We start from the raw sequence: 25874 nt of genomic DNA on the forward strand, positions 1-25874 counted from the left end.
GCTCAGCCTGCCGCGAAGATCGCCGGCTCGAGCGCCTCGAAGCGAGCGAGCGAGGCCCGGTAGCGGTCCGGCGCGTCGGCGAGCGACGTCGGGACGATCGGCGCGTAGGGCGGGTGCCAGCTGAACTCGCTCTCGGCCTCGGCGTACTCGGTCGTCAGAGGACCCCCGACGGTGCGGAAGAGCTCGACGTTGCCCGTCAGGGTGCCGAAGGGGCCGTGCCACTCGCCGGGCGGGCGCCAGAAGTAGCAGCCGGGGTACATCGTGCCGAGCGGGCCGACGAGCGATCCCGCGACGAGGAAGAGCTCCTCGACGACCGGGTGCCGCTCGGCGCGCCGGCCGCTGCGCAGCGGCATCGTGCCGAGCACCCACGTCTGGTCGCCACGCACGGGGTCCTGCTTCAGCCACTTGCGACCCGCCCCCGGCGGGAACTGCGGGTGGAAGTTCCCCGTCCACTCGCCTTCGAGCGCGTCGACGCGCTCGACGAGGCGCGCCGCGTCGTCCGGCCGCATCGGCTCGCTCGAGAGCCTCGGCTCGCCGGAGAAGAAGGTCACCGCGAGGGCACCCTCGGGGGCGCGCATGGCCGTCCGCTCGAAGCCGGCCGGGAGGTGCGCGTAGCAGTAGCGACCGTAGTGGAGGTCGCCGACCTCGAGGGAGCCGTCGAGGACGAAGAACTCCTCGTCGCAGGCGAGCCGGTGCGGCTCGCGCCGCTCGAAGCCCGGCGGGTAGCGGACGAGTAGGCTCGAGGCGCCGGTCTCGTCGTCGACGCTGAGCACGCGGACCTCGACCTCGGGCCTGGCGCCGCCGTACAGGCCGGACGTCCACGGCAGCGTCTGGCACTGGACGAACTCGATGAACGGGCGGCTCATCTCCCTCCTCCCGCGCCTCGTCGCTCCCTCGGCTCGAGCCCGCGCAGCGGTCGCAGCGGGTGCCCGTCGCTCACGATCGGGACGAAGAGGCGCTCGACGGCCCGCTCGAGCTCGCCCCGGGCGTGCTCCTCGAAGTCGCGGTCCGCGCCGAGTGCCTCGAGCTCGACGGGGTCGAGGACGCCGCGCTGCGCGAGGACGCGCTCGAGGGCGAGCCTGCGGTAGCGCTCCTCGTTGACCTGGGCGGCGAGCTCCAGCACGACGCCGAGCAACCGGTCGATGGCCGGCGGGTCGAAGAAGGAGAGGTCTCGGCCGCCCTCGGGCGACGCTGCCTCGTGTCGGGCGCTCACTGTCTCGTCGCCTCGAGGACGGCCCACGGGAAGTGCCACTCGGGACGCTCGGGCCAGCGCGCGTCGTCGAGCCTGCCCGCGCCACGCTCGTCGAAGGCCAGCCACCTCGCGTCCGCGAGGCCCGCTTCCCGGCACCAGCCGAGGACGTCCGACCGGAACAGCTCGCGCAGGTACGGCTCGTTGTTGCGGTCGGAGTGCTCGACCATGGCGAGGTCCCGGACCGGGTCGCCGGTGGGGTGGAAGTCGAGGACGCGCAGCAGGCCTCCCGGCCGGAGCAGGCGGGCCGCCTCGGCGATGCAGGCTCTCGTCACCGGCGGGGGCAGCTCGTGGACGAGCATCGTCGCGCTGACGAGGTCCGCCGAGCCGTCCTCGAGGCCGGTCCTCGTGCAGTCGGCCTGCCGGAAGCGGATCTCGAGCCCCTGGCGCCGTGCGGTCCGGTGCGCCATCCGCAGGAGGTTCGCGGCGAGGTCGATGCCGATCACCTCGGCGTCGGGGAATGCCTCCTTGAGGGGGAAGGTGCTCTTGCCGAAGCCGCAGCCGAGGTCGACGATCCGCCGGTACGGCCGTGGCGGGATCGCGGTGGCGACGAAGCGGCGGTGGAACTCGGCGGCGTCGTTCTCCCCGAGCATGACGACGCGGGCCCCGAGCTGGTAGACGAGGGCGTTCGCCTCGCGCTGCCACACCCCGCCGGGCTGCAGGTGGAAGTCGCACTCGACGTACCAGCGGGGCAGCTCGAGGTCGGGGTCCAGCTCGAGGCTGCCGAGCTCCGGTCCGCTGGCGCCCTCGTCTGCGGGTTCGGCGTCGCGCACCGCGTCGGTCACGGTCCGCCAGAGCTGCTTCTGCAGGCCGCGCTCGAGGAAGGCGAAGAAGGGGTAGATCGGACTGGCGTGGACGCGGGACGCCACCGCGTTCGCGGCGCGTTCCCAGCCGTCCGCCGCGGCGGTGGGCTCGCCCGACGGCAGGCTCGCGACGAGCGCGGGGTAGACCTGTGCCGCCCACGCCCGGCGGGCCATGAGGACGAAGTCCAGCCGGGCACGCTGCCCGAGCGTCAGGGCCATGCTCCTCCCCAGTTTCTGTAGGCGGAACTGCGTTACATTCTAGCCGTGGGCACCGACGCTGCGAAAGGGCGAGCGCGGCTCGGGCCGATCCTGTCGGCGACGGTCGCGTGCGAGCGCGCGGCGGTGTCGGCCGCCGCCTACTGCGAGTGGCTGGGATACTCGCAGGTCGACGAGGGGGTGCTCGACGAGGCGGAGGCGATCGCGCTCGGTGCGCCGCAGGCGGCCGGGCGGGCCTTCGCCGTCGTCGGCTGCTCCCGGTTCGGCCGGCTGCGCTTCGTGGACTGCGTCCGGCCGGCGGGCTTCCGGCCGCTGCGCCACCTCGGCTGGGCGGCGCTCGAGCTCGCCGTCACCGACGTCGACGCCACGGCTCGCCGGCTCGCCGACTCCCCGTTCCGCATCCTGCGGCCGCCGGCCTACCTGTCGAGCTCGGCGTCGCTGCGCGCGATGCAGGTTGCGGGGCCGGACGACGAGGTGCTGTACCTCACCCAGCGGCTGGCGCCGATCGAGGGCTTCGACCTGCCGGAGCCGACGGTCCCCGTCGACCGCCTCTTCATCGCCGTCCTCGCGTGCGCCGACCTGGAGCGCTCCCGGGCCGCCTACGAGGCGGCCTTCGCCGTCCGCCGGGCCTCGGACCGCCACAGCGCGATCCGGGTGCTGAACGACGCCTTCGACCTGCCCGAGGGCACGACGCACCGCCTGAGCACGCTGCAGCTCGACGGCTCGTGCCTCATCGAGTTCGACCAGTACCCCCGGGAGGCCACGCCACGCCCGAGCGTGCCCGGCGAGCTCCCCTGGGGGATCGCCCTCGTGAGCCTCGCGACGACAGGCCTCGATCGCTCGACGGGAGCGCTTCGCGATCGGCTGACGCCGGTCGCCAGTGGGCCCGGCGGCGTTCGTCGCGTCGTGGGCCGCGGCGCCTCCGGCGAGCTCTTCGAGCTCGTCGAGGGCATCGTTGACCGGTGACGGCGACGGCCGCTAGCCTGGCCTCGTAGTGGAACAGAGTTTCGCTAGAAGGAAAGAGGTCGACGACCAGGCCACGGCGGCGGCGTCGGGCCCGCTCACCGGGATCCGCGTCCTCGACTGCTCGACGGTCTTCGCCGGGCCGCTCGCCTGCCAGATCCTCGGCGACTTCGGCGCCGAGGTCGTGAAGATCGAGCACCCGAGCCTCGGTGACGCGCTGCGCGGGCACGGCCCCGCGAAGGACGGGATCGGTCTGTGGTGGAAGATGGTCGCCCGCAACAAGCGCTGCATCGGCCTCGACCTCGGCGAGCCGGAGGGTGCGGCCATCTTCCGGCGCCTCGCCGAGCACGCCGACGTGCTCGTCGAGAGCTTCCGGCCCGGGACGCTCGAGCGCTGGGGCCTGGCCGTCGACGACCTCGAGGCGTCCAACCCGCGCCTCGTCGTCGTGCGCGTCACCGGGTTCGGGCAGACCGGTCCGTACGCGCACCGTCCCGCCTTCGGCACCCTCGCGGAGGCGATGTCCGGGTTCGCCGCGATGACCGGGGAGCCGGACGGCCCGCCGACGCTCCCGCCCTTCGGGCTGGCGGACGGGATCGCCGGGATCTCCGCCGCGCTGTCTGCCGTGCTCGCGCTCTACCACCGCGACGCGCGCTCCGGAGGCGGCCAGGTCGTCGACCTCGCCATCCTCGAGCCGCTCGTCACCGTGCTCGGTCCCCAGCCGATCGCCTACGACCAGCTCGGCGAGCTGCCGGCTCGCTTGGGGAACCGGTCGGCGAACAACGCCCCGCGCAACACCTACCGCTGCGCGGACGGCAGGTGGGTCGCCGTGTCGACGAGCGCGACGAGCGTCGCGGCGCGCGTGATGGCGCTCGTCGGCCACCCCGAGGTGGCGCGCGAGCCGTGGTTCTCGACCGGCACGGGGCGGGCCGCGCACGCGGACGAGCTCGACACGATGGTGGCCAGCTTCATCGGCGCGCGAAAGCGCGACGAGGTGCTCGCCCTCTTCGAGGAGGCGAACGCCGCCGTCGCCCCCGTCTACGACACGGCCGAGCTGATGGACGACCCCCAGGTCCGCCACCGCGAGGTCTTCACCGCTGTCGCCGACGACGACCTCGGGACGATCCGGATGCAGAACGTGCTCTTCCGCATGTCGGCGACGCCCGGCGCGATCCGCTTCGCCGGGCGCCGCCTCGGCGCGGACACCGACGCGGTGCTTCGCACCGAGCTCGGGCTCGAGGCCGAGGAGATCCAGCGGCTGCGCGAGCGGGGCATCGTTGCCTGAGGCTCCCGACGCCCTGCTCGCGGCGCTCGAGACAGGGATCGAGGTCTTCGATCTCGGGCGGCCGATGTTCGCCGGCATGCCGCAGTCGCCCAACCACCCGGAGTTTCGGCTCGCCCTGCAGCGTCGCCACGGTGACGTCGTGCGGGCGGACGGGAGCTCGGCGGCGAACGAGGTCATCGTCACCGGTGGCCACGTCGGTACCCACCTCGACGCCCTCTGCCACGTCTCCTTCGAGGGCCGGCTGTACGGGGGGCTCGACGCCGACGACGCGCAGCGCGGCGGCCGGTTCGCCGCCCTCGGCGTGGAGACGGTCGCCCCGTTCGTCTGCCGGGCGGTCCTGCTCGACGTGCCGAGGGCGCTCGGCCTGGGCCGGTGCGCGCCCGCCTACGAGATCACCCCCGAGGACCTCGAGGCCTGCGCGTCGAGCCAGGCCCGTCCGCGCCCCGGCGACGTCGTCTTGATCCGCACGGGCTGGGGGCAGCTCTTCGACGACCGGGACGCCTACATCGGCCGCAGCTCGGGCGTGCCGGGACCGGGCGAGGCCGCCGCTCGCTGGCTCGCCGCCACGTCGCCGCGCGCCGTCGGCGACGACACGATCGCCTTCGAGCGCCTCGCGCCCGGTGCGGGCCACGCCCTGCTGCCGGCGCACCGGGTGCTCCTCGTCGAGGCGGGCGTGCACATCGTCGAGATGCTCGACCTCGAGCGCCTCGCCGCGGCGGGGGTCTACGAGTTCTTCTTCGTCATGGCGCCGCTTGCCCTCGTCGGTGCGACCGGCTCCCCGGTCCGACCCCTCGCGCTCGCGGCCCGCCGCCCGGGGAGCGCGAGCCTGCGATGAGCCAGGCGACGCTCCTCGAGCGCCTCGCGCGCCTCGTCGCCGAGACGCGCCTCGAGGACCTGCCCGCCGAGGTCGTGCGCAGCGTGAAGGCGCGGGTGCTCGACACCCTCGGGATCTGCGTCGCTGCGGCGGACCTCGACACGAGCCGGGCGATCGCCGCCTACGCGTCCTCCCAGGGCGGTTCGGGGGAGGCGCACGCCATCGGGGTCCGCCAGACGCTGCCGGCCGCGCTCGCCGCGCTCGTGAACGGCACGCTCGCCCACTCGCTCGACTACGACGACACCCACCTGCCCTCGATCGTGCACCCGAGCGCGACGATCGTGCCGGCGTGCCTCGCCGCGGCGGAGGCGGCGGGGGCGCCCGGGCGGGAGCTCGTCGCGGCGGTCGCGGTCGGCCTCGAGGTGTGCGTGCGGCTCGGCATGGCCGGCTACGACGAGGCGGCGCGCAACTCGACCTACTTCGACCGCGGCCAGCACGCCACGTCGATCTGCGGGGCGATCGCCGCAGCTGGGGCGGCCGCGCGCCTCGACCGCCTCGAGGCAGCGGGGGTGCTGCACGCGATGGCGATCGCGGCGAGCATGGCGAGCGGCATCATCGAGTCGAACCGCACCGGCGGCAACGTGAAGCGCCTGCACTGCGGCTGGGCGGCGCACGCCGGCATCAGCGCGGCACGGCTCGCCCGGCTCGGCTTCACGGGGGCACCGAGCGCCCTCGAGGGTCGCTTCGGTCTGTTCCGTGCGCTCCTCGACGGGCGCTTCGACGAGGGGGCGATCCTCGACGGCCTCGGCGAGGCGTGGTCCGTGCCGGCGATTCGGTTCAAGCCCTACCCGGCGAACCACTTCACCCACGCCGGGATCGACGCGGCACTCGCCCTGCGAGCGAGGGGACTTCGCGCCGCGGAGGTCGAGCGGCTCACGCTCGGCGTCGCCGGTCCGACGCTGCGAACGATCGGCGAGCCGATCGAGGCCAAGCGCGCGCCGAAGACCGCCTACGAGGCGCAGTTCAGCGGCCCCTACACCGTCGTCGCCGCGCTCCTCGGTGGCCACGGCCTCGGGCTCGGCCTCGAGGACTTCACCGACGAGCTCGCGCGCGACCCGAGCCGTCGGGCCCTCATGGCGCTCGTCGACGTCGTCGAGGACGCGGCCTGCAGCGAGCGTTTCCCGAACGAGTTCCCCGCGCGCCTGCGGGCGCGCACCGCCGGAGGGGCCGAGCTCGTGGAGGAGGTCTGGGCCAATCGGGGCGGCCCCGGGCGCCCGCTGTCGGCTCGGGAGCTCGCCGTCAAGTTCGAGGACAACGTCCGGCACGCCCTCGACCCGGCCGCCGCCGCCGAGCTCGAGGACCTCGTGGCGGGGCTCGAGGGGCTCGAGCGACCCGGCGAGATCCTCGAGCGCCTCGGGGGCGGCCGCGGCGCGACCGGCGCGCCGGGAGCGTAGGCGAGCCTGGAGAGAGGGGAGCGAGCGATGGCACGGTTCGATCTCGCGGTCACGGGCGGGACGCTCGTCGTCCCCTTCGTGGGGGAGTGCCGCGCCGACGTCGGCGTGCGCGACGGGCGCGTCGCCGCCCTCCTCGAGGAGATCGCCCCGGCGGATGCCGACGAGCACGTCGACGCCCGGGGTCGCTTCGTCCTGCCCGGTGGCGTCGACGCGCACTTCCACCTCGGGATCTACCGTGACCTGACGGCCGATGCCGAGTCGGAGACGACCTCGTCGCTCGTCGGTGGCGTCACCTCGGTGCTCTCGTACTTCCGCACCGGAAGCCACTACCTCGGGCGCTCGGGCCCCTACCGGGAGATCTTCCCGGAGGTCCTGGCACGCGTCGAGGGGCACGCCAGGACGGACTTCGGCTTCCACCTCGCGCCGATGAGCGCCGAGCACGTCGGGGAGATCCCGTTCCTCGTGGAGGAGCTGGGCGTCTCGAGCTTCAAGTACTACATGTTCTACAAGGGCCTCAACCTGGCCGCCGACAGCCGGGACGCGGCCAGCTACACGATGGCGGACGACTACGACCTCGGGCACCTGCTCACGATCATGGAGGAGGCGCGCCGTGCAGGCGGGCCCGGCCGGCGCGTGTCGGTCAGCCTCCACTGCGAGCAGCCCGAGCTGCTCAGGATCTTCATCGAGCGCGCGCAGCGGGACCCCTCGCTCTCGGGGCTCGCCGAGTACTCCGCGGCGCGACCGCCGCTCGCCGAGCGCCTCGCCATCGAGGAGGCGGGGGTGCTCGTCGACGCGACCGGAGTCCCGGCGAACCTGCTGCACCTCTCGAGCGAGGTCGCGATCGACGTCGTGCGCGACCTGCGCCGGCGTCACCCGTCGCTCGACGTGCGCGCCGAGACGACCGTGCACCACCTCGTGCTCGCCACCGAGGACCTCGAGGGCAAGGGCCTGGGCGGGAAGGTCAACCCGCCGATACGCACCCGGCGCGACAACGAGGCGCTCTGGCGCGCCGTGGTCGACGGGTCGATCGACTGGGTGGCGAGCGACCACGCCTGCTGCATGGAGGCCGACAAGGGCGACGAGCTGTGGCCGGCGCTGCCCGGGTTCGGCGGGACGGCGCTCCTCTACCCGGTCCTGCTCTCCGAGGGCCACCACCGACGCGGTCTGCCGCTCGCGAGGATCGCCGAGGTCGCCGCGGCACAGCCGGCCAGGGCGTTCAACCTCTTCCCCCGGAAGGGGACGATCGCGGTCGGCTCCGACGCCGATCTCGCGGTCGTCGACCTCGAGCTCGAGCAGCACGTCACGCCGGAGCTCCTCCGTTCCGCCCAGGACCACACGCCCTTCGAGGGGGCGCGCGTCAAGGGGTGGCCGACGACGACCATCCTGCGCGGTCAGGTCGTCTTCGACAGGAATGAGGTCACCGCTGGCTGGCCCGGTCGCTACCTGCGGCGCTGACGCGACGGCCGAGGACCGGGCGCCGGTCTCCCGATGGCGCGTCCCCCAGGGACGCGTACCGCCGGGTCCCGCGGCGGGGGGACGCCTGCCGCCGGCTCAGGTGCCCGGCGGTGGTGGCGGGGTCGGCCCGTAGGCGATGGCGAAGCCGTCGGCGTTGGCGTCGGGGGACGACGGCGTCGACACGACGCGGCCGTGCTGGACCATGAGGCCCGCGTCCGACGCCGCGGCGCCGGCGACGAGGCCCGGTGGGCCGCCGTTGACGAGGGCGTCGTCGAAGCTCGTCGTGCCGTAGTCGGCGAGCGGGGCGAGCCGCGACGTACGGCCGTTCACCGAGAGGGCCGGGTCCTCGACGATCCACTCCGCGGAGGCCCCCGCGCCCACGTGCGAGATGCCGGTGGCGGTCCCGCTCACGCCGGTCGTGAGGTCGGCCACGGTGACCGTCCAGGTGTCGGCCGAGGTCTCGACGATCGACGCCTGGACGCGATCGCCCGGGCTCACGGTGAACGAGCAGGCCGAGCAGCTGAGCGTCGTGAACGGCTGCTCGGCGAAGCCGGCCTCGTTCGTCGTCCACCACACGGCGTCGTGCTGGGCGCCCCGGTAGTAGTCCTGCTCGGTCCCGGTCTGGATGAGCTCGCCGTTGTCGAAGCCGTCGATGCCGACCCACGCGGCCGAGTACGTAGCGCGGCGGCTCGGTACGAGCGTCGGCACGGTCCAGGACGCGCTGACCGAGGTGTAGGGACCCGCGGGCCCCGTGGCGGGCGTGACCGCGTAGCCCGACCAGTTCGACGAGGTCCAGCCGTAGTAGTTGCCGCCGTAGGCGAGGGGGAAGGTGAGCGCCGGCGCGTGGCCGCGGTGGCCCGGCGGCACGAGGAGCCGGACCGCGGGCAGCGCGGGCGCGAGGCTGCCGCCGAGGAGGAGGCCGCCCAGTGCGAGGAGGACTGCCTTCGTACCCGCCAGGCTGCGAGCACGCATTCCGGAGCGTCTCATGGGCCGCCTCCGCGTTCGAGGGCGCTTCGCGCGCCGCCGCCTATTGTCCACGCTGGCGCTTCGACTGTCTACGTGCTGCTGCCGACGTGCCGTCCCGGTTCTCCACGTCCGCGCGTGCCGGCGCGCGCGACCAGGCGGCGGATTCGAGGGATCCCATGGGATTCTGGTCTCGGAGCGCCGAGGAAGGGTGCGGCCCGCTCTCGGGGCAGGGCGCGCTCCGCGGCCGTGGTGCTACCTCGCTGCCCTCGATGGCCACCTCGTCGCCCGAGACGCCCGAGGCGTCCCGAGACTCGAGCGTCGATCGGGGTCAGCGGTCAGCCGGCGAGAAGGGTCGTTCGCCCCTGGGGGGGCGGCGCGGCCGCTCGTAGGTTTGGTCGCGGACGGCTCGGGACAGCGCCTCGCGCGCGAAGCAGTGACCGGGAGCCTGGAGCCGACCGAGCCATTCGGCCGTCGTCCTCGGCGTTGAGGTGGGTCATGAAGGTCCTCGTCGCTGGCGCATCTCGTCGCGGCTCGACCGAAGAGATCGCGCACGCGATCGGCGACGTACTGCACGCTCGCGGCCTCGAGGTCCCCGTGGCCTCGCCCGAGGCGGTGGGACCGCTGTCGCCCTTCGACGCCGTCGTGCTCGGGAGCGCCGTGTACCTCGGCCACTGGCGCCCGCGATCAGGCTCGCCCGGCGCGTCGGAGCGGAGCTGCCGGGTCGACCGGTCTGGCTCTTCTCGAGCGGACCGGTCCGCGACCCGACGCGCCGGCTCGTCCAGCAGATGGGCAGCGGTCCGGCGGACCTGCCGTCGGTGCTCGCGGCCACTCGCGCTCGCGAGCACAGGACCTTCCCCGGCCGGCTCGATCGGCGCGACCTTCGTCGCTCGGAGCGGGCTGCGCTCCTGGTCTTCCGGGGCGTCGAGGGGGACTTCCGGGACTGGGAGGCCGTCAGGGCGTGGGCGAGTTCGATCGCCGACCGGCTCCTCGCGGGGACGCCAGCGTGAACCGACCGGCACCGCTCCCTCGGACCAGCCGGACCGGCGCGGGTGGTGGTCGCTCGGCGGCTTTCGTCGCCTCGTCGTGACGGCCCCAGGAGGTGACCAGATGGCCGAGTCGTACCCAGTTCGCCTCGACGGACGGCTCGACGAGCCGCTCCACCGCGTCCTGTGGCTCGTCAAGTGGGCGCTCCTGATCCCCCACTTCCTCTGCCTCGCGGGGCTCTGGCTCGCGACGACGGTTCTCACCATCGTCGCAGGGCTGTCCATCCTCGTCACGGGCCGCTACCCCCGTCGGATCTTCGACTTCAACGTCGGTGTGATCCGCTGGACGTGGCGTGTCTCGTTCTACGGAATCGGCGCGTTCGGCACCGACCGCTACCCACCCTTCAGCCTCCGCTCGGACCCCGGCTATCCGGCGGACTTCCACGTCGAGCGCCCCGAGCGGCTCTCGCGGAGCCTCGTGCTCGTGAAGTGGTGGCTGCTCGCGATCCCGCAGTACGTCGTCGTGGCGGTCCTCGTCGGCGGGCTCGGCTTCAGCAGCGACGGCGCCTGGCGGATCGCTGGTGGCGGCGGCGTGATCGCGCTCCTGGCGCTCGCGGGCGCGCTCGTCCTCGCCTTGACCGGTAGCTACCCCGTGCAGCTCTTCGACGTGACGATGGGCCTCAACCGCTGGTGCTACCGGGTACTCGCCTACGTCGCGCTCCTCAGAGACGAGTACCCGCCCTTCCGCTTCGACGGCGGCGGGACGGACCCAGGCACCCCGCTCGAGCCGAAGCAGCTGCCGCTCGCAGCGTGAGGAGCGGCGAGGGGAGGTGGCCTGCCATGGCCCACGTCTGCGGGGAGGTCGTCATCGAGCGCGACCGGGTCGAGGTGTTCGACTTCGTGGCCGATGTCCGCAACGAGCCGCGCTTCAACCCCCGGATGACCTCCTGCTCTCTGGAGACCGACGAGCCCATCGGCGAGGGCAGCCGCTTCCGGGCCACGTTGCGCCTCCTCGGGCGCCGCGTTCCACTGATGGTCGAGCTCACCGCCTACCGCCGGCCCCATCGGCTCGCCTCACGCTCGTTCGCGCCGGGCATGCGAGCCGATGGTGAGCTTCGCTTCGAGCGCGACGGCCGCCGGACCCGACTGAGCTGGTCCTGGGAGGTGCGTCCGAGCGGCTCGCTGCGGCTCCTCGACCCACTCGTCGCTCGCCTCGGCGATCGCCAGGAGCGTCGGACCTGGGGGAGCCTGAAGTCGCTGCTCGAAGGGCGGGGGTCGGACATCGCCGTCCGCCCGGCGGGGCGCGCGCCGTCGCCGAGCGCGGCGAGCGTCGTCTCGCGTGGCATCCGCAGGGGACGGTGGCCTCGGACCCCCGCGGCCGAGGCGCGGCCCGGCAGCATCGCCGAGGCTGCGTACCACCGGCTGGGTGGGCGCGACCAGTGGGTGGCGATCCACGGCAGGGACGCCGCGAACCCACCGCTGCTCTTCCTGCACGGCGGGCCTGGGTGGAGCGAGACGTGGCTCTTCCGCCGCTTCAATGCGCCCCTCGAGGACACCTACACCGCCGTCTACTGGGACCAGCGGGGAGCCGGCAGGTCCTACGACCGAACCGTGGACCGGTCGTCGATGACGGTCGAGCAGCTCCTCGCCGATCTCGACGAGCTGGTCGACAGGGTGCGCGACCGCCTCGGCGCACCGAAGGTCGCCATCTTCGGCCACTCGTGGGGCTCAGCCCTCGGCGTGCTCTACGCGGCGCGCGCTCCGGGCAAGGTCTCCGCCTACGTGGGCTGCGGGCAGATCGGCGACTGGCCGGCAGCAGAGTCCGCCTCCTACCGGCTGGCACTGGCCGAAGCCAAGCGCCGCGGCCGCCGGCGGGCGGAGGCCAAGCTCCGGGCGATCGGGCCGCCGCCCTACGGCGCCGACGCCGTGTTCGTCGAGCGCGCCTGGTCGCTGCGCCTCGCAGGCGGCTTGCGGCCGCGCACGCTGTGGGGGATCGGACGCGCCGTCCTCGGGGCCGAGGAGCTGTCGCTCGCCGAGCTGCCGCGCGCCTGGCGAGGCTTCCGCTTCTCGATGGAGGCGATGTGGCAGGAGGTCTCGCGCCTCAACCTCGTCGAGCTGGTCCCCGCCCTGGACGTGCCGGTCTTCCTCCTCTGCGGCCGCCACGATCCCTGGGTCCCGGCGACCACGAGCGCGGCCTACTTCGACGCGATCCGAGCGCCGGCGAAGGAGCTGGTGTGGTTCGAGCACTCGGGCCATGAGCCCTTCGTCGACGAGCCAGGCAGGTTCAACGCCACGATGGCCGGTCGTGTTCGCCGCGCGCTCGTCTCGGCTGCCCCGCGCCGAGCTCGGCCGCGCTGACCGTCGGCCGCGTCGTCTGTGCTCGCGGGCGGCTCGCCGGCGGCACGTGGCGCGGCGTCCGCCGCCAGGCAGCCGCGCCTCGCGGGCGAGACGGCGGGGCCGGTCACCACATGCCCTTGCCGTTCGGGACCTTGAGGACGAGCGGGACCACGAGGAGCGAGACGGCCGCGAAGACCAGGAACATGCGGGCGAAGGCGATCCCGTTCCCACCCTGGCGCGCGACGAGCGCCGTGATGATCGAGATGGCGAGGATGCCGCCGGACTGCCGGAACATGCCGCGAAGGCCGGTGATGGCCGCCGCGTCCTTGGGGGCGAGGGAGAGACCGGCGTTGGTGAGCGCCGGGTTCCCCACGCCGACGCCGAGACCCATGACCGCCGTGCCGAGCGCGAGCCACCCGTAGGTGGAGCCGAGCATCGGGCGGGAAGCGACGAGCAGCAGGCCCGCAGCCTGGACCGCCATGCTGAGGGCGATCGGCACGCGGTAGCCGGTGCGCCGCAGCGCGACGGCGGCGAGGACGGAGGTCGCGAGCATCCCGACCGCCCGGGTGGTGAGCAGCGTTCCGGCGCGCAGCGGGTCGAAGCCGTAGCGGTCCTCCGCGTAGAGGGGGATCATCGTGGACACGCCGAGCGCGCAGAGGCCCCACGCCAGGTTGATCACGTTCAGGAAGCGGAACTCCTGGGCGGCGAGGAGCCGTAGCGGGAGGATCGGGACCGAGACGTGGCCGGACCGCCGCACGAACGCGACGGCGAGCCCCCCGGCGAGCGCGAGGGGGAGGAGGAACGGTGCCGACCACGGGCTCGTCGATCCGCTCCCGAGCGTCGTGACCGCGACCATCGCCGCGAGGAGGAGCGCGCCGAGGAGGAGCGCTCCGGGCAGGTCGGGCCGCGCGCGCCGGAGGGGCTCGATCCGTGGCAGCCGGCGCGCGGAGAGCGCGACGAGGCCGATGCCGATCGGCACGTTGATGAAGAAGATCTCGCGCCAGGACGCGTAGGAGACGACCAGGCCGCCGACGATCGGCCCGATGAGAACGCCGAGCGGCAGGATGCTCGAGAACAGGGCGATCGCGCGGTCGCGGCCCTCTCCGAAGCGGTCCGCGATGATCCCGGTCGCCGAGGGCATGATCGCGCCGCCGCCGAGCGACTGCACGAACCGGAGCCCGATGAGCAGGTAGATGTCGACCGCGAGGCCGCACGCGAGCGATGCGGCCGTGAACAGGGCGACGCTCGACAGGAAGACGCGCTTTCGGCCGAGCAGGTCGCTCACGCGCCCGGCGACCGGCATCGTCATCGTCTGGCCGAGCATGTAGACGGTGAGCGTCCACCCGGCGACGTCGACCGAGGCATGCAGGGAGTGGCGGAGGGTTGGGAGCGCGGTGGCCACGATCGTGCCGTCCATCGAGGCCATGAAGAGCGCCACGGAGACGAGCGCGAACAGCCGCCAGCGGGCGCTTCGCCCGAGGACCTCGCGGCCCGGGGTGTGGGCCTCGCCGGGCCCCTGAGCCGCGAGGGGCGGCTCGGGCTCGTCCGGCGCGCCCGAGCCGGCGGCTCGGGTCGAGGGGATCGTCGTGCGAGCCGGCGCGCCGTGCGCGTCGTGCGGCGGCGGTTCGATCACCGCCGCGCCGGGGCCGGGCGCAGGCGCCGACGCCCGCGCGCGCTGCCGAGCGCGGTCCACGCGGACGCGCCGGACCGCTGGCCCCCCGTGACGGCGTGATCGGGCACCTCGCACTCTTTCTAGCCCATTGCCTCGCGCGCCGTCGTCCCCACGTTCGCTCGGTGCTCCGCGGCTCCCACCGGGCGCGCGTGCGTGCCGCTGGCGCCAGCGCCAGGAGGGACCGCGGGCGACGGTGCGCGGGAGGTGCCTCTCGGGGCCCTCGACCGGGGCGGTCGCGTGACGGATGCGCCGGGGCGGGCGGCCGCGTCGGACGCCGCGCAGCCTGCCGGGCGTCCCGGGCGTGCGACGCCCGGCACGGGATCCGCGTGCTCGCGGCGGCGAGGGGGCGTCGGCGCGGATCGCCGCGCTCGTCAGTAGGTCCCGGTGCCGGAGGCGGTGGAGCTCGGTTCCGACGGGTGGCTCCGGCGCAGCCGCGTCGACCTCGAGATCGAACACCTCCTGTCGTGCAGCCGTGGCCAAGGCAGGGGAGCGGGCGCGCTCGAGCTGCTCGCGGACCCTGCCTGCTCCGGATCGGACACGCACGCCCGGACTCCTCATCGCCGTGCTCGGCGCGCGGCGCGAGGTCACGGATCGAGGCTTTGCTGAGCGCTCGCCAGGCGGGCAGCACCGGCGAGCGCGTCGCGCCGAGGCTGCTCGTCTCGATCGACGTGTCGGGGCGGTGCGACCACGCGCTCGGGGCGCAGAGCGCCGACACGAACCTCGCGATCGACGCCGAGGCGGCGGCCCCGCCCGCCTCCGTCGGTGACGTGGGGATCCCGGCCGACTGGCGCCAGGCGGTCGACTCGTCCGCCGACGCGCTCGAGCGCGCGATTGGCGCTGCGCCGGCGGCGGCGATCGGGAAGCGGACCGCCGGGTCCAGCTCGTCCGTCCTGCCCACGGGTGCCGCCGGCCGACGCTAGCATCGCCCGCGTCGCGCGCTCCTCGGGCTTCGGCCCTGCGCTGCAGCGCGCCGTGAAGACGGAACCGAGCCGATGGCACGGGAGACCCGCGGGCCGGCCCTGTGGTGGTCGCGCCGGCCTCGGGGAGCGGTCGGGTCGGCCCGGCGTGCGGGTGGAGGGACCGGAGGACGAAGCCATGCGCATCATGACGATCGACCACGCAGGACGGGCCGAGCCGGTCCTCGTCGGCCAGGGAGGGTCCCTCCTCCCGCTTCGCCCGATCGGCTTCCAGTCCGTGCGCGCCCTCGTCGAGGCGGGCCCCGCTGCCTGGGCGGACGTCCAGGCCCGGGCCGAGGGCGTGCCGGCGCTGTGCAACCTGCAGGACTCGACCTGGCGCGCCCTCGCGCCGTTGCCCGACCCGCCGCGCAACATCTTCTGTGCCGGGGTGAACTACCGCTCCCACTTCGACGAAGGAGACCGACCCGAGCAGACGCGCCTGCCGGAGAGCCCGGTGATCTTCACGAAGCCCTTCACGGTGCTCGTCGGCGACGACGCAACCGTCGTCATCGATCCCGCCGTCACGACCCAGGTCGACTGGGAGGCCGAGGTCGCCGTGGTCATCGGCATCGGCGGCCGCAACATCCCCGAGAGCGAGGCCTTGTCGCACGTCTTCGGCTACTCGCTCGCCAACGACGTCAGCGCCCGGGACCTGCAGCGTGCCGGCGGGACGATGTCCCAGTGGTTCAAGGGGAAGTCGCTCGACGGCTTCGGTCCGATGGGGCCGGACATCCGCACGCCCGACGAGCTTGCCGGCAGGGACCCCGAGACGATCAGCGTCGAGCTCCGGGTGTCCGGCGTCCTCAAGCAACGCTTCTGCGTTCGCGACATGGTGCACCCGATCCCCAAGCTCATCTCCTACCTGAGCCGGGGCATGCGCCTGCTGCCCGGCGACATCATCTTCTCGGGCACCGCTTCGGGCGTGGGGCTGTGGCGCAAGCCGCCCGAGTACCTGCGCCACGGGGACGTCACCGTCATCACGTCGCCGCAGCTCGGGGAGCTCCGGACGCGCTTCGTCGTCGCCGGCGAGCCCGGCGTGTGAGGAGCGCCGAACCCGCGCCCGAGCGCTCGGCGGCCACGAAGCGGCGCGTCGCGGCCGGCGCGTCTCGAGCCTCGTCGGGACGGTCTCGGTCCTGCCGCGCCCGACGCCGGGGCCGGCTCGGCTGCCGGTGCGCTGGCGTCAGCGGCTCTCGCGAACGCCACGCGCTCGTCGGTGCCATCGTCGCCACGGGTGCCGAGGCCGCAGCGAGGCGAGGGCGGCTGACGCCGCCGCTGCGCCACCGACGAGCGACCTCGTGCCCGGCGCAGCCGGCCCTCGAAGGTCGCGTCCCAGGGACCGCGGGCGCTCTGCCGCAGGGTCGCGTCGCCGCGTCGGAGGTTCGTTCAGCCCGGTCGGCTCCCCGCGGGCGCGAAGCCCCGCTCGGAGAGGAAGGCGACCACCTGGTTCAGCGCGTCGCGCAGCAGGGGGTTCCCGCGACCGTTGAAGAACCCGTGCGGCGCATTCGGGTACTCGACGAGCTGGCAGTCGTTGCCGGCACGCCGCATCGACGCGCAGAAGCGCCGTGCGAGCCCGACCGGCACGAGCTCGTCCGCCTCGCCGTGCAGCACGAGCGTCGGCGGTGCCCCCGGCCGCACGCGCTCGATCGGGGAGAGCTCGCTGCTGCAGGCCGCGGCCGCGTGCAGGGCGGCGCGCAGGGCCTCGTGGCGTCCCCGTGGCGCGCGGGCGACCCGCCGCGCGAGGTCGGCGACGTCGAGGACCGGGTTGAAGAGCACGAGGGCGTCGGGTCGATCCGTGCGCGTCGGGTCGCCGGCGGCGTCGTCGGCGAGCGCGCAGCAGGCCGCGAGGTGCGCGCCGGCCGAGCCGCCGCCGACGGCGAGCCGCGCGGGGTCGGCGCCGAGACGCCGGGCGTTGCGCCTCGCCCAGCGGATCGCCGACCGGGCGTCCGACAGGGTGTCGTGGATGGTCGTCGAGCCCGAGACGAGGCGGTACGCGGCGGTCGCGGCCAGGAAGCCGAGGCTCGCGAGGTGCTCGCACTGGGGCCGGAACTGCTCCGGCGAGCCGCCGACCCAGCCGCCGCCGTGGAAGAAGAGGATGGCTGGTCGCGCCGGGCGTGCCGCGTCGTCGCCGTGGAGCTCGATCGCGAGCGGCCTCCCGTTCGCCGTCTCGTAGATCTCGGTCCTCATCGTGGTCCCTCGTCGAGGTCGGCGGCTGGGTCCGGGCGAACCCCTCGGATCTCTCATCCGCTTTTCACGCCTTGACAGCGCAAGCGCCCGTGAAACTAGAGTAATCATCAGATGTCTATGCGGCGAGCATGACCTCCGACCTGCGCCCGAACCTCATCGTGGTGATCGCCGACGACCACCGCGCCGACGCGTCCCGCTGCTACGGCGACCCGCAGGTGCGCACCCCCGAGATCGACCGCCTCGCTGCCAGAGGCGCGCGCTTCACCACGGCGCGCTGCCAGGCGGGGATGAGCGCCGCCATCTGCGCGCCGAGCAGGGCCTGCCTGCTCACGGGCCGGGAGCTCTTCGCCGCGACCCGCTCCGTCGATCCTCTCGACGGCGTCGGCACCTGCGACATCGCCGACGACGCGCCGACGCTGCCGGAGCTCCTCTCCGCTGCCGGCTACTGGACCTACGCCGTCGGGAAGTGGCACAACGGCAGGGCGTCCCACGCGCGCAGCTTCGACGGCGGCGACGCCCTCTTCTTCGGCCGCATCACCGACCAGTGGGCGCTGCCGATGTGGCGGTTCGACCCGACCGGCCGCTACGAGGAGCGGGACGCCGAGGTGCGCAGGGGGTTCTCCACCGAGATCTTCACGGACGCGGCGACGAAATTCCTGCGCGACTACGAGGGCGACGACCCGTACTTCCTCTACGTCGCGTTCACCGCGCCGCACGACCCGCGGACCCCGCCGAAGGAGTACGCGGACCTGTACGACCCGGACTCGCTCGAGCTCACGCCGGACGTCATGCCGAGGCACCCGTTCGACAACGGCGAGCTCGAGATCCGAGACGAGCTGCTGGCGCCCTGGCCACGCACGCCCGAGATCATCCGGCGGCACCTCGCCGACTACTACGGCATGATCTCGCACATGGACGCGTGCATCGGCGAGATCGTCGCCGCGGCCGACCAGCGCGGGGACCCGCGGCCGACCTACGTCGTGTACACCTCCGACCACGGCCTCGCCCTCGGTCGCCACGGCCTGCTCGGCAAGCAGAACTGCTACGAGCACTCCCTGCGCATCCCGCTCGTCATGGTCGGCCCCGCCGTCGAGGCGGGCTCGGTCCGCCACGAGCTCGTGAACCACCAGGACACCTTCGCGACCCTGGCGGCGCTCGCCGGGATCGAGCCGCCCCCTGGCGCTCGCCGCTCGAGCCTGCTCGGCCCCGGGCCGCACGGCCACGAGTGCAGCTACGCGGCGTACAAGGATGTGCAGCGCATGGTCTGCGACGAGCGCTACAAGCTCATCGACTACCACCGCAGCGAGGCCCGCGGCGTCGGGGAGGAGCGTCGCCAGCTCTTCGACCTCGAGCAGGACCCCTTCGAGCTGCACAACCTCGCGGGAAGCGACGAGCTGGCCGACGTCGAGGCGCGCCTCGAGCGGCAGCTGCGCGAGCTGCAGGTCCGCCTCGGCGACCCGCTCGCCGCCCGGTCCGTCACCTCGTGACGGCGGTCGGCGCCCGGGTCGAGCTCGGCCCCACGCGCCGCGGCGCGCCGTCGACCGCGCCTCGCGCGGACGTGCCGGTGGTGCGGCCCGCGGCGCCGACCGCCTCGCGCCCCATCCACGTCATGGCGAAGCCGACCGGCGCGATCTGCAACCTCGACTGCTCGTACTGCTTCTACCTCGACAAGGAGTCGCTCTACCCCGGTGGACGGTTCCGGATGGGCGACGACGTCGCCGAGCTCTACCTGCGCCAGATGCTCGAGGAGCGGCGCGAGCCGGTCGTCACCCTCGCGTGGCAGGGCGGCGAGCCGACGCTGATGGGCCTGCCGTTCTTCCGCCGGGTCGTCGAGCTCGCACGCTCCCTCGCCCGTCCGGGCCAGCGCATCGAGCACACGCTGCAGACGAACGCGACCCTGCTCACCGCCGAGTGGGCGGCCTTCCTCGCCGAGCACGACTTCCTCGTCGGGGTGAGCATCGACGGCCCTCCGGCGGTCCACGACGCCTACCGCCTCGACAAGCGCGGGCGGCCGACCTTCGAGCGGGTGGCCCGCGGCCTTCGCCACCTGCGCGCCGCCGGCGTGCGCTACAACCTGCTGTGCACCGTGCACCGGGAGAACGAGGACCGGGCCCTCGAGGTCTACCGATTCCTGCGCGACGAGTGCGGCGGGCAGTTCCTGCAGTTCATCCCGATCGTCGAGCGCGTCCCCGGCGGCGCGTCGGGCGTCTCCGAGCGCTCGGTGACGCCGTCGGGCTGGGGGCGCTTCCTCTCGGCGGTCTACGACGAGTGGCTGGCGCACGACGTCGGCGAGGTCTTCGTGCAGAGCTTCGACGCGGCGCTCGCGTCCTGGCTCGGGCTCCCCGCCGGCGTCTGCGTCTTCGACGAGACCTGCGGCTACGCGGTGGCGCTCGAGCACAACGGCGACGTGTACTCCTGCGACCACTTCGTCGATCTCGAGCACCTGCTCGGGAACATCAGACGCACGCCGCTGCGCGAGCTCGTAGCGTCTCCAGCGCAGCGACGCTTCGGCGACGACAAGCGCGACGGCCTGCCCGCCTACTGCCGGCGATGCGACGTGCGGTTCGCGTGCAACGGCGAGTGCCCGAAGAACCGGTTCACGACGACGCCGGAGGGGGAGGCGGGCCTCAACTACCTGTGCGCCGGCTACAAGGCCTTCTTCCACCACGTCGACGCGACGATGCGGATCATGGCGGACCTCGTGCGCGCCGGGCGGCCCGCTGCCGACGTCCGCTCGGTGCTCGTCAGCGCCCCCCGGAACGCGCCGTGCCCGTGCGGCAGCGGACGCAAGGCCAAGCGCTGCCACGGGCGGTGAGCCGGGCGGGGCGGGCACGGGCGCGGCCTTCGCCGGCGGTGCGCCCCCAGGTGGGTCGGGCGTGACGGCCGGCGCCGGCCGTGCCCCGCTCCTCATCGAGCAGGTCGCGGTCGAGCTGCGCGAGCTCCCGCCCGAGCCTCGGTTCCGCTGGCGAGCGGGCCTCCCCGGCTCCGAGGGCCCGGCGGTCGGCGGGATCCTGCGGATCTGCAGCTCGGACGGTGCCGTCGGGCTCGCGCCGACGCGCCGCGGGGCGCAGCTCGCCGAGCTCGTGGAGCGGCGGCTGCGGGACGAGCTCGTCGGCCAGGACGCGTGGCAGCGCGAGCTCCTCTGGCATCGTCTGTGGGAGCTCGACCGGCGGGAGCAGATCCCGAGCCACCTGTTCGGGCTCGTCGACGTCGCCCTCTGGGACCTCGCCGGCAAGGTGCTCGACGCGCCGGTCCACCGGCTCCTCGGCGCCTTCCGCGACGCCATCGCCGCGTGCGCCAGCACCGTGACCTACGACACCGACGAGGAGTACCTGAGCGTCGCCACCCAGGCCGTCGAGGCGGGTTACCGCGCCGTCAAGGTGCACGGCAGGGGAGACGCCCGCCTCGACGCGGCCCTGTGCGCCCGGCTGCGCTCGCGCCTCGGCGACGGCGTGCCGCTCATGTACGACGCGTCGGGGGCCTTCGACCTCCCCGACGCCGCCTACCTCGGGGCCGCGCTCGCCGACCTGGGGTTCGTCTGGCTGGAGGAGCCGATGCGCGAGCACAGCGTCACCGCCTACCGCCTCCTCGCCGAGCGCGTCCGGGTGCCGCTGCTCGTGGGCGAGACGTCGGCCGGCGCGCACCTCAACATCGCCGACTTCCTCGCGGCGCGGTGCGCGAGCTACGTGCGCACCGGCGCGACCTTGAAGGGCGGCGTGACCGGGGCGATGCGGATCGCGCACCTCGCGCAGTCCTACCTCGTGCGCGCCGAGGTGCACCAGAGCGGACCCGTCAGCCGGCACCTGTGCATGGCGATCCCGAACACCACCTACTACGAGTCCCGGGTCATCGGCCCGGCCATCGAGCGCGAGCCCGGCGTTGGCCCTGACGGCCTCGTGCGTGCTCCGTCGCTGCCCGGCTTCGGGTTCGAGGAGTTCCTCGACTGAGGTCGTGCACCCGGCCCGATGCCGCTCGTCTCGCGCGCCGCCGCCCTGCGCCCGAGGCGCAGGGCGGCGGGGACCGGCGAGCGAGGCGGCGACTAGCGGGCGAAGTCCGAGGGCTTCGCCCCTGACTGGATCAGGTACTTCTTCATCAGGGCCGAGACGTGCCCGTAGTGCAGCAGGAAGCTGATCTGGCGCTTGTTCTGCTGGTACTCGCGGGCAGCACCGTCGATCGGGGCACCCATCGCCTTCGTGGCGATCTGCATGTACTGCTTGAGGCCGAGCGCATTGAGGCCGGCGAGGTAGCTGTTCCAGTCGCGGGGCAGCGACTTGGAGCCGGTGATGAAGTAGCCGAGCCACTCGCTCACGTAGGCGTCGATGTTCGCCTGCTCGGTGTTGAAGGTCGACTCCTCCGAGAGCGGCACCCAGATGTTCGAGCCCGGGAACTCCTGGGGAGGCTGGTGCCCGAGCATCGCCAGGTCCACCTCGAGGTCGAGGAGCGTGTTCAGGCCGTTCTTGCTGTAGGGCGAGGCAGCGGCCTGCAGGTTGCGGTAGAGGGCGGAGTTGTCGTAGATGCCGAACTGCTGCCAGCCGCCGTTCTGGAGCGTCCCCGACGAGAAGAGGGTCCCGGTGTCGTTGTTCCAGCGGGCCTGCAGCCCGGTCTCGCCGCGCTGGCCCTTCTTCGCCGGCGTCCAGTACTCGCCCGGGGGCCCGTAGTCGGCTCGCTGGTTCCCGTCGAGGGTGAAGATGTTGTTCACCAGCTTCATGAGGGCGATCGCCTGGGCCTTCGAGGCGTGGTTCGTGATCGCCATCGTGAGCCCGCTCGAGAGCGTCTGGGGCTCGAACGAGATCGACTGGACGCCGTGAGGTCCCCGCAGCGGCGGGAGCATCACCCACTGCTGGTCGCCCGTGTAGTTCGGCACGTCCTGGGCGATGTTCGAGATCGCCGCGACGCCGAGGTCGTTGCGGGCGACGAGACGCGCCACCGCCGTGTTCGGCTGGGTGAGGACGTCAGAGCTGAAGAGGCCCTTCGAGTACAGGGTGTGGAGGTACTCGAGCCCCTGCTCCCACCCCTTCGTCGCCGGCGCGAAGTAGGTCTTGTTGTTCTGGACGTCGATGAGGTTGCTCCCCGACGAGCCGGCCGAGGACACCTCGACGGGGTTCTGCTGGAGCGGGACGAACGAGTTCATGAGGAAGACGACCATGGAGGTCCCGTAGCCGGTCGTGGAGCCGGCGAGGGGGACGAGGCCGTGGTCCTTGAAGACCTCGAGGACGTGCTCGAACTGGGCGGTCGTCCTCGGGAGGTTGAGGTGGTACTGCTGGAGGTACTTGACGTTGATCCAGTAGTCGTAGGGCGCGAGGCAGTGCTCGCAGCCGTTCACCGGCCCGAGGGCGTAGATCTTGCCGTTCGGCCCGACGACCTTCTCCCGGTAGGTGGGATCGGTCTGGATCGTGTGCCACACGTTCGGCGCGTACTTCTTGATGAGGCCGTTGAGCGGGATGAGGAGGCCCTGGGAGCCCCACAGCTCCGCCTCGTCGTTGGTGATGTTGGCGTTGAAGAGCGCGTCCGGGTAGGCGCCGCTCTCCATGAGGACGGGCTCCTTCTGGCTGACCGTCGTCGACGGGACCAGGTCGGCGTTGAAGGTGATGCCGAAGGTCGACTTCACCCACTGCGTGTACCAGTTAGTGTTGAAGTTGGCCATCGACGTCGACGCGCCACCGAAGATCGAGATCGTCACCGGCGACGCCGTGTGCGCCCGCACCGAGGCGCCCGCCGCGGCGTTGCCGCCGACGAGGGCGACGGCGAGCACGGCGGCTGCTGCCGCGGCCTTGCTGCGAAGACCCATCTGCTCCCCCTTGGCTCAGTTGCCCTCGTGGCCGCGTCGCCGAGGCGGTGGAGCGATCCGAGGATCCCGTCCGCCGATGCCGCGCGTCCACGAGGCGCGAAACATCGGATGAGTGTGGCGCCGCGCCGGCGACCCTGTCAAGTCCTCGGCCGGCGCCGGCGCTGTCGGCGGGCACGGTCGCGGCGCGCCGCCCCGCATGCCCGACCGTGCGCTCCGGCGCCGGGCGCGACCTGCGGCGAACGATTGCGGGGCGAGCGCCGTTCGTCGTGTGGGCGCACGAGGGCGTCGGGCCAGCGCCTCGCCGTGCGAAATACCTGGTCAGCATGCATGGCGGCGGTGCCGAGCGCGCCGCGCGTCGCGCGCGTACGCTGGGGCAGCGCGGCGCATCGCCGTGGGGGCGCTCGCGCCGGCGCTCTGTCCGGTGGAGCAGCTGCGGGGGGATCGAGGAGTTTGACACGCGCTCGAGGAGCGCTCCATCATGACAGTCATCGGATGTATCGTCGGGCCAGGCGAGCGATCCCGGCGCCGGGGGCGTGACCAGCCGGTGCCGTGCTCCGCGGCGCGCGACCGCACCGGCGTCGAGGCCGGAGGGAGGGGGAGGTGGTGATCTCGACGTCGCGCAGACCGGTGACGGCGCGCGCCGAGGTCGCCGGGCCCGCCGCACCTGGCTCGCGGCCTCGCCGGCCGTCGCGCGCCCGGCGCGCGCTCAGGCAGGTACGGCGCCACTGGCAGCTGTACCTGCTCGTCCTCCCGCCCCTCGCGTTCCTCGCCGTGTTCCACTACGAGCCGCTGCTCGGCGCGCAGATCGCGTTCCGCAACTACAACCCGACGCAGGGCATCTGGCACAGCCCCTGGATCGGGCTGCAGGAGATCCGGTCGTGGGTCGACAACCCGGAGTTCTGGCCGGTGATGCGGAACACGCTCTCGGTCGGCGTGTACTCGCTGCTCGTCGGCACGCCGTGCACGATCATCCTGGCGCTCGCGATCAATGAGCTGCGCAGCCCGAAGGTGAAGAAGTTCGTCCAGACCGTGACCTTCTTCCCGTACTTCATCTCGGTCGCGGTCCTCGTCGGCATCATGCAGCTCGTCCTCGCGCCAGGGACGGGGCTCGTCGCCGAGGTGGCGCGCGTGCTCGGGTTCCACTCGATCCCGAACGTGCTCGCGTCGCCGACGGCGTTCGCATCGCTGTACGTCTGGTCCGGCGTGTGGCAGACGACCGGCTACGGGGCGATCATCTACCTCGGCGTCCTCACCTCGGTCGACCCCGAGCTCTACGAGGCGGCGCGCATCGACGGGGCCTCGATCCTCCAGAAGATCCGCAACGTCGACCTCCCGGCGATCATGCCGACGGCGATCGTGCTCCTGATCCTGTCGCTCGGGAACATCCTCACCGTCGGCTTCGAGAAGGCCTACCTGCTCCAGAACTCGCTCAACCTGTCGACGTCCCAGGTGATCTCGACCTACGTCTACGAGGCCGGGCTGACGCAGGGCGCCTTCAGCTTCGGGACGGCCGTCGGGCTGTTCAACTCGGTGATCAGCCTCGTCCTCATCGTCATCGTCAACGCGGCGGCCAAGCGCCTCTCGGGCTCGAGCCTGTACTGAGGAGGACGCGCCATGCTCTCGAGCCTTCCCGTGATCGGCCGCACGGCGTCTCGCCGCCGCGCCGGGCGCGCGACCGGCGCCACGGCGGTGAAGCTCTCGCGTGGCGACCGGGTCACGCTCGCGGGGATCTACGCCTTCCTGGCCTTCGTCGTCGTCGTGATCGTCTTCCCCCTCCTCTACGTCGTCGCCGCGAGCTTCTCGTCCTACGGCCCCGTGCTCTCCGGCAACGTCTGGGTCTGGCCGGTGCACCCGACGCTGTTCACCTACGAGACCATCTTCCACTTCCCCGAGTTCTGGCAGTCGTACCTCAACGCCATCATCTACACCGCCGCGAGCACGGCGCTGTCGGTGACCCTCTCGGTGATGCTCGGCTACCCGCTCTCGCGCCCGGGGTTCGTCGGCAAGCGCCTCATCACCTTCCTCCTGCTCTTCGCCTTCCTGTTCAGCGGCGGCATCATCCCGCTCTTCCTCCTCGTGAAGTCGCTCGGGATGATCAACACGCGCTGGTCGATGATCCTCCCGACGGCACTGTCGATCTTCTCGGTGATCATCGCCCGGTCGTTCTTCGTGAGCTCGGTGCCCGACGCCCTCGTCGAGGCCGCCGAGGTGGACGGCGCCTCGGACTTCACGATCCTGCGCAAGATCGTCCTGCCGATCTCCAAGCCGATGCTCGTCGTGCTGGCGCTCATCTACGGCGTCGTGCAGTGGAACAGCTACTTCTACGCCCTCATCTTCCTCAACTCCCAGAGCCTGTACCCGCTGCAGCTCGTCCTCCAGCAGGTCCTCGTGCTCGGCCAGCTCTCGCCGGACCAGATCTCGAACCTCACGCCGAAGGACGCGAACGAGTTCGAGGCACTCTCGACGCTCATCAAGTACGCGCTCGTCGTCGTGAGCACCTTGCCGATGGTCCTCATCTACCCCTACGCGCAGCGCTACCTCGTGAAGGGGCTCCGTGTCGGCTCGCTCAAGGGCTGACACGGCCGTGGCGAGCGCGCAGCCGCCGGGCGCGGCGCCCCCGGCCCGCCCGAACGTGGTCGTCGTCCTCGCGGACGACATGGGCTGGGGCGACCTCGGCTGCTACGGGGCGACGAAGATCCCGACGCCGGCGATGGACCGTGTTGCCGCCGAGGGCGTGCGGGCGACGGACTGC

23 protein-coding genes are annotated in these 25874 nt (G+C 73.0%); 16 read left to right on the forward strand and 7 right to left on the reverse strand.

Annotated elements, in window-relative coordinates; genetic code table 11:
• Nucleotides 1–2: 2 nt before the first annotated feature.
• Genes VKV23_01090 through VKV23_01100 form a run of 3 tightly spaced genes read right to left on the reverse strand, consistent with a single transcriptional unit; the run spans nucleotide 3 to nucleotide 2271 of the window.
• The gene (locus tag VKV23_01090; protein HLI14633.1) at nucleotides 3–866 is read right to left on the reverse strand and encodes a DUF4437 domain-containing protein; all 864 of its coding nucleotides are present in this window, start codon (nucleotides 864–866) and stop codon (nucleotides 3–5) included.
• Nucleotides 863–1213, reverse strand: coding sequence for a hypothetical protein (locus VKV23_01095; GenBank protein HLI14634.1), 351 nt, complete (start codon nucleotides 1211–1213; stop codon nucleotides 863–865). The genes VKV23_01090 and VKV23_01095 overlap by 4 nt, the downstream gene beginning before the upstream one ends.
• Nucleotides 1210–2271: a methyltransferase domain-containing protein gene (locus VKV23_01100; GenBank protein HLI14635.1), complete on the reverse strand. Its 1062-nt coding sequence runs from the start codon at nucleotides 2269–2271 to the stop codon at nucleotides 1210–1212. The genes VKV23_01095 and VKV23_01100 overlap by 4 nt, the downstream gene beginning before the upstream one ends.
• 45 nt (nucleotides 2272–2316) lie before the next feature.
• On the opposite strand from VKV23_01100, the gene VKV23_01105 reads away from it, so the two are divergent.
• From VKV23_01105 to VKV23_01125, 5 genes are read left to right on the forward strand one after another with little or no spacing between them, the layout of a single operon-like run.
• Nucleotides 2317–3234: a hypothetical protein gene (locus VKV23_01105; GenBank protein HLI14636.1), complete on the forward strand. Its 918-nt coding sequence runs from the start codon at nucleotides 2317–2319 to the stop codon at nucleotides 3232–3234.
• 28 nt (nucleotides 3235–3262) lie between these two features.
• The gene (locus VKV23_01110) at nucleotides 3263–4513 is read left to right on the forward strand and encodes a CoA transferase (protein HLI14637.1); all 1251 of its coding nucleotides are present in this window, start codon (nucleotides 3263–3265) and stop codon (nucleotides 4511–4513) included.
• Entirely contained in the window at nucleotides 4506–5348 is an 843-nt protein-coding gene (locus VKV23_01115; protein HLI14638.1) for a cyclase family protein, read from the forward strand. The genes VKV23_01110 and VKV23_01115 overlap by 8 nt, the downstream gene beginning before the upstream one ends.
• On the forward strand, nucleotides 5345–6781 hold the full coding sequence (locus VKV23_01120) for an MmgE/PrpD family protein (protein ID HLI14639.1): 1437 nt from the start codon (nucleotides 5345–5347) through the stop codon (nucleotides 6779–6781). Before VKV23_01115 ends, VKV23_01120 begins: the two co-directional genes overlap by 4 nt.
• Nucleotides 6782–6808: 27 nt before the next feature.
• Nucleotides 6809–8236, forward strand: a complete 1428-nt coding sequence (locus tag VKV23_01125) for a dihydroorotase family protein (GenBank protein HLI14640.1) — start codon at nucleotides 6809–6811, stop codon at nucleotides 8234–8236.
• Nucleotides 8237–8332: 96 nt separating this feature from the next.
• Here the strand turns inward: VKV23_01125 and VKV23_01130 are convergent, their stop codons facing one another.
• Complete coding sequence (locus VKV23_01130; protein ID HLI14641.1) at nucleotides 8333–9223, reverse strand: G1 family glutamic endopeptidase; 891 nt, start codon at nucleotides 9221–9223, stop codon at nucleotides 8333–8335.
• A 764-nt stretch (nucleotides 9224–9987) separates the two neighbouring features.
• On the opposite strand from VKV23_01130, the gene VKV23_01135 reads away from it, so the two are divergent.
• The 3 genes from VKV23_01135 (at nucleotide 9988) to VKV23_01145 (ending at nucleotide 12543) form a co-directional block, all read left to right on the forward strand.
• A complete protein-coding gene (locus VKV23_01135) occupies nucleotides 9988–10209 on the forward strand; it encodes a hypothetical protein (GenBank protein ID HLI14642.1) in 222 nt (73 codons plus the stop codon).
• Nucleotides 10210–10309: 100 nt separating this feature from the next.
• Nucleotides 10310–10999 carry a DUF4389 domain-containing protein gene (locus VKV23_01140; GenBank protein HLI14643.1) on the forward strand — a complete coding sequence of 230 codons (690 nt, stop codon included), beginning with the start codon at nucleotides 10310–10312 and terminating at the stop codon, nucleotides 10997–10999.
• A 26-nt stretch (nucleotides 11000–11025) separates the two neighbouring features.
• On the forward strand, nucleotides 11026–12543 hold the full coding sequence (locus VKV23_01145; protein HLI14644.1) for an alpha/beta fold hydrolase: 1518 nt from the start codon (nucleotides 11026–11028) through the stop codon (nucleotides 12541–12543).
• Between the two features lie 103 nt (nucleotides 12544–12646).
• Here VKV23_01145 and VKV23_01150 read toward each other — a convergent pair whose 3' ends face one another.
• Nucleotides 12647–14155, reverse strand: a complete 1509-nt coding sequence (locus tag VKV23_01150) for an MFS transporter (GenBank protein ID HLI14645.1) — start codon at nucleotides 14153–14155, stop codon at nucleotides 12647–12649.
• Nucleotides 14156–14793: 638 nt separating this feature from the next.
• Between VKV23_01150 and VKV23_01155 the strand changes: the two genes are divergently transcribed.
• Entirely contained in the window at nucleotides 14794–15114 is a 321-nt protein-coding gene (locus VKV23_01155; protein ID HLI14646.1) for a hypothetical protein, read from the forward strand.
• A 175-nt stretch (nucleotides 15115–15289) separates the two neighbouring features.
• Complete coding sequence (locus tag VKV23_01160) at nucleotides 15290–16192, forward strand: fumarylacetoacetate hydrolase family protein (protein ID HLI14647.1); 903 nt, start codon at nucleotides 15290–15292, stop codon at nucleotides 16190–16192.
• Between the two features lie 341 nt (nucleotides 16193–16533).
• Here VKV23_01160 and VKV23_01165 read toward each other — a convergent pair whose 3' ends face one another.
• Nucleotides 16534–17334 carry an alpha/beta hydrolase gene (locus tag VKV23_01165; GenBank protein HLI14648.1) on the reverse strand — a complete coding sequence of 267 codons (801 nt, stop codon included), beginning with the start codon at nucleotides 17332–17334 and terminating at the stop codon, nucleotides 16534–16536.
• Between the two features lie 128 nt (nucleotides 17335–17462).
• Between VKV23_01165 and VKV23_01170 the strand changes: the two genes are divergently transcribed.
• The 3 genes from VKV23_01170 to VKV23_01180 all read left to right on the forward strand — a co-directional run bounded on the left by VKV23_01170 (nucleotide 17463) and on the right by VKV23_01180 (nucleotide 21281).
• On the forward strand, nucleotides 17463–18821 hold the full coding sequence (locus VKV23_01170) for a sulfatase-like hydrolase/transferase (protein ID HLI14649.1): 1359 nt from the start codon (nucleotides 17463–17465) through the stop codon (nucleotides 18819–18821).
• A 122-nt stretch (nucleotides 18822–18943) separates the two neighbouring features.
• Entirely contained in the window at nucleotides 18944–20149 is a 1206-nt protein-coding gene (locus tag VKV23_01175) for an anaerobic sulfatase maturase (protein ID HLI14650.1), read from the forward strand.
• 61 nt (nucleotides 20150–20210) lie between these two features.
• Nucleotides 20211–21281 (forward strand): enolase C-terminal domain-like protein, encoded by a 1071-nt coding sequence (locus VKV23_01180; protein ID HLI14651.1) that lies wholly within the window; start codon nucleotides 20211–20213, stop codon nucleotides 21279–21281.
• Between the two features lie 92 nt (nucleotides 21282–21373).
• On the opposite strand, the gene VKV23_01185 is transcribed toward VKV23_01180, so the two are convergent.
• A complete protein-coding gene (locus VKV23_01185; GenBank protein HLI14652.1) occupies nucleotides 21374–23122 on the reverse strand; it encodes a hypothetical protein in 1749 nt (582 codons plus the stop codon).
• Between the two features lie 603 nt (nucleotides 23123–23725).
• Here VKV23_01185 and VKV23_01190 point away from each other — a divergent pair.
• From VKV23_01190 to VKV23_01200, 3 genes are all read left to right on the forward strand, one after another.
• Nucleotides 23726–24724 (forward strand): ABC transporter permease subunit, encoded by a 999-nt coding sequence (locus VKV23_01190; GenBank protein HLI14653.1) that lies wholly within the window; start codon nucleotides 23726–23728, stop codon nucleotides 24722–24724.
• Nucleotides 24725–24736: 12 nt separating this feature from the next.
• A complete protein-coding gene (locus tag VKV23_01195) occupies nucleotides 24737–25699 on the forward strand; it encodes a carbohydrate ABC transporter permease (protein ID HLI14654.1) in 963 nt (320 codons plus the stop codon).
• A 55-nt stretch (nucleotides 25700–25754) separates the two neighbouring features.
• Nucleotides 25755–25874 (forward strand): sulfatase-like hydrolase/transferase (locus VKV23_01200; GenBank protein HLI14655.1); only part of this gene is annotated, 120 nt, incomplete at its 3' end.

The organism is Acidimicrobiales bacterium (assembly GCA_035294085.1).
Lineage (GTDB): Bacteria > Actinomycetota > Acidimicrobiia > Acidimicrobiales > Bog-793 > DATGLP01.

Excerpts from the sequence above, each read along its gene's own strand:
- VKV23_01090 (HLI14633.1), bottom strand. The coding sequence starts at position 866 with ATGAGCCGCCCGTTCATCGAGTTCGTCCAGTGCCAGACGCTGCCGTGG.
- VKV23_01100 (HLI14635.1), bottom strand. The coding sequence starts at position 2,271 with ATGGCCCTGACGCTCGGGCAGCGTGCCCGGCTGGACTTCGTCCTCATG.
- VKV23_01120 (HLI14639.1), top strand. The coding sequence starts at position 5,345 with ATGAGCCAGGCGACGCTCCTCGAGCGCCTCGCGCGCCTCGTCGCCGAG.
- VKV23_01125 (HLI14640.1), top strand. The coding sequence starts at position 6,809 with ATGGCACGGTTCGATCTCGCGGTCACGGGCGGGACGCTCGTCGTCCCC.
- VKV23_01130 (HLI14641.1), bottom strand. The coding sequence starts at position 9,223 with ATGAGACGCTCCGGAATGCGTGCTCGCAGCCTGGCGGGTACGAAGGCA.
- VKV23_01135 (HLI14642.1), top strand. The coding sequence starts at position 9,988 with ATGGGCAGCGGTCCGGCGGACCTGCCGTCGGTGCTCGCGGCCACTCGC.
- VKV23_01140 (HLI14643.1), top strand. The coding sequence starts at position 10,310 with ATGGCCGAGTCGTACCCAGTTCGCCTCGACGGACGGCTCGACGAGCCG.
- VKV23_01145 (HLI14644.1), top strand. The coding sequence starts at position 11,026 with ATGGCCCACGTCTGCGGGGAGGTCGTCATCGAGCGCGACCGGGTCGAG.
- VKV23_01160 (HLI14647.1), top strand. The coding sequence starts at position 15,290 with ATGCGCATCATGACGATCGACCACGCAGGACGGGCCGAGCCGGTCCTC.
- VKV23_01165 (HLI14648.1), bottom strand. The coding sequence starts at position 17,334 with ATGAGGACCGAGATCTACGAGACGGCGAACGGGAGGCCGCTCGCGATC.
- VKV23_01170 (HLI14649.1), top strand. The coding sequence starts at position 17,463 with ATGACCTCCGACCTGCGCCCGAACCTCATCGTGGTGATCGCCGACGAC.
- VKV23_01175 (HLI14650.1), top strand. The coding sequence starts at position 18,944 with ATGGCGAAGCCGACCGGCGCGATCTGCAACCTCGACTGCTCGTACTGC.
- VKV23_01185 (HLI14652.1), bottom strand. The coding sequence starts at position 23,122 with ATGGGTCTTCGCAGCAAGGCCGCGGCAGCAGCCGCCGTGCTCGCCGTC.
- VKV23_01195 (HLI14654.1), top strand. The coding sequence starts at position 24,737 with ATGCTCTCGAGCCTTCCCGTGATCGGCCGCACGGCGTCTCGCCGCCGC.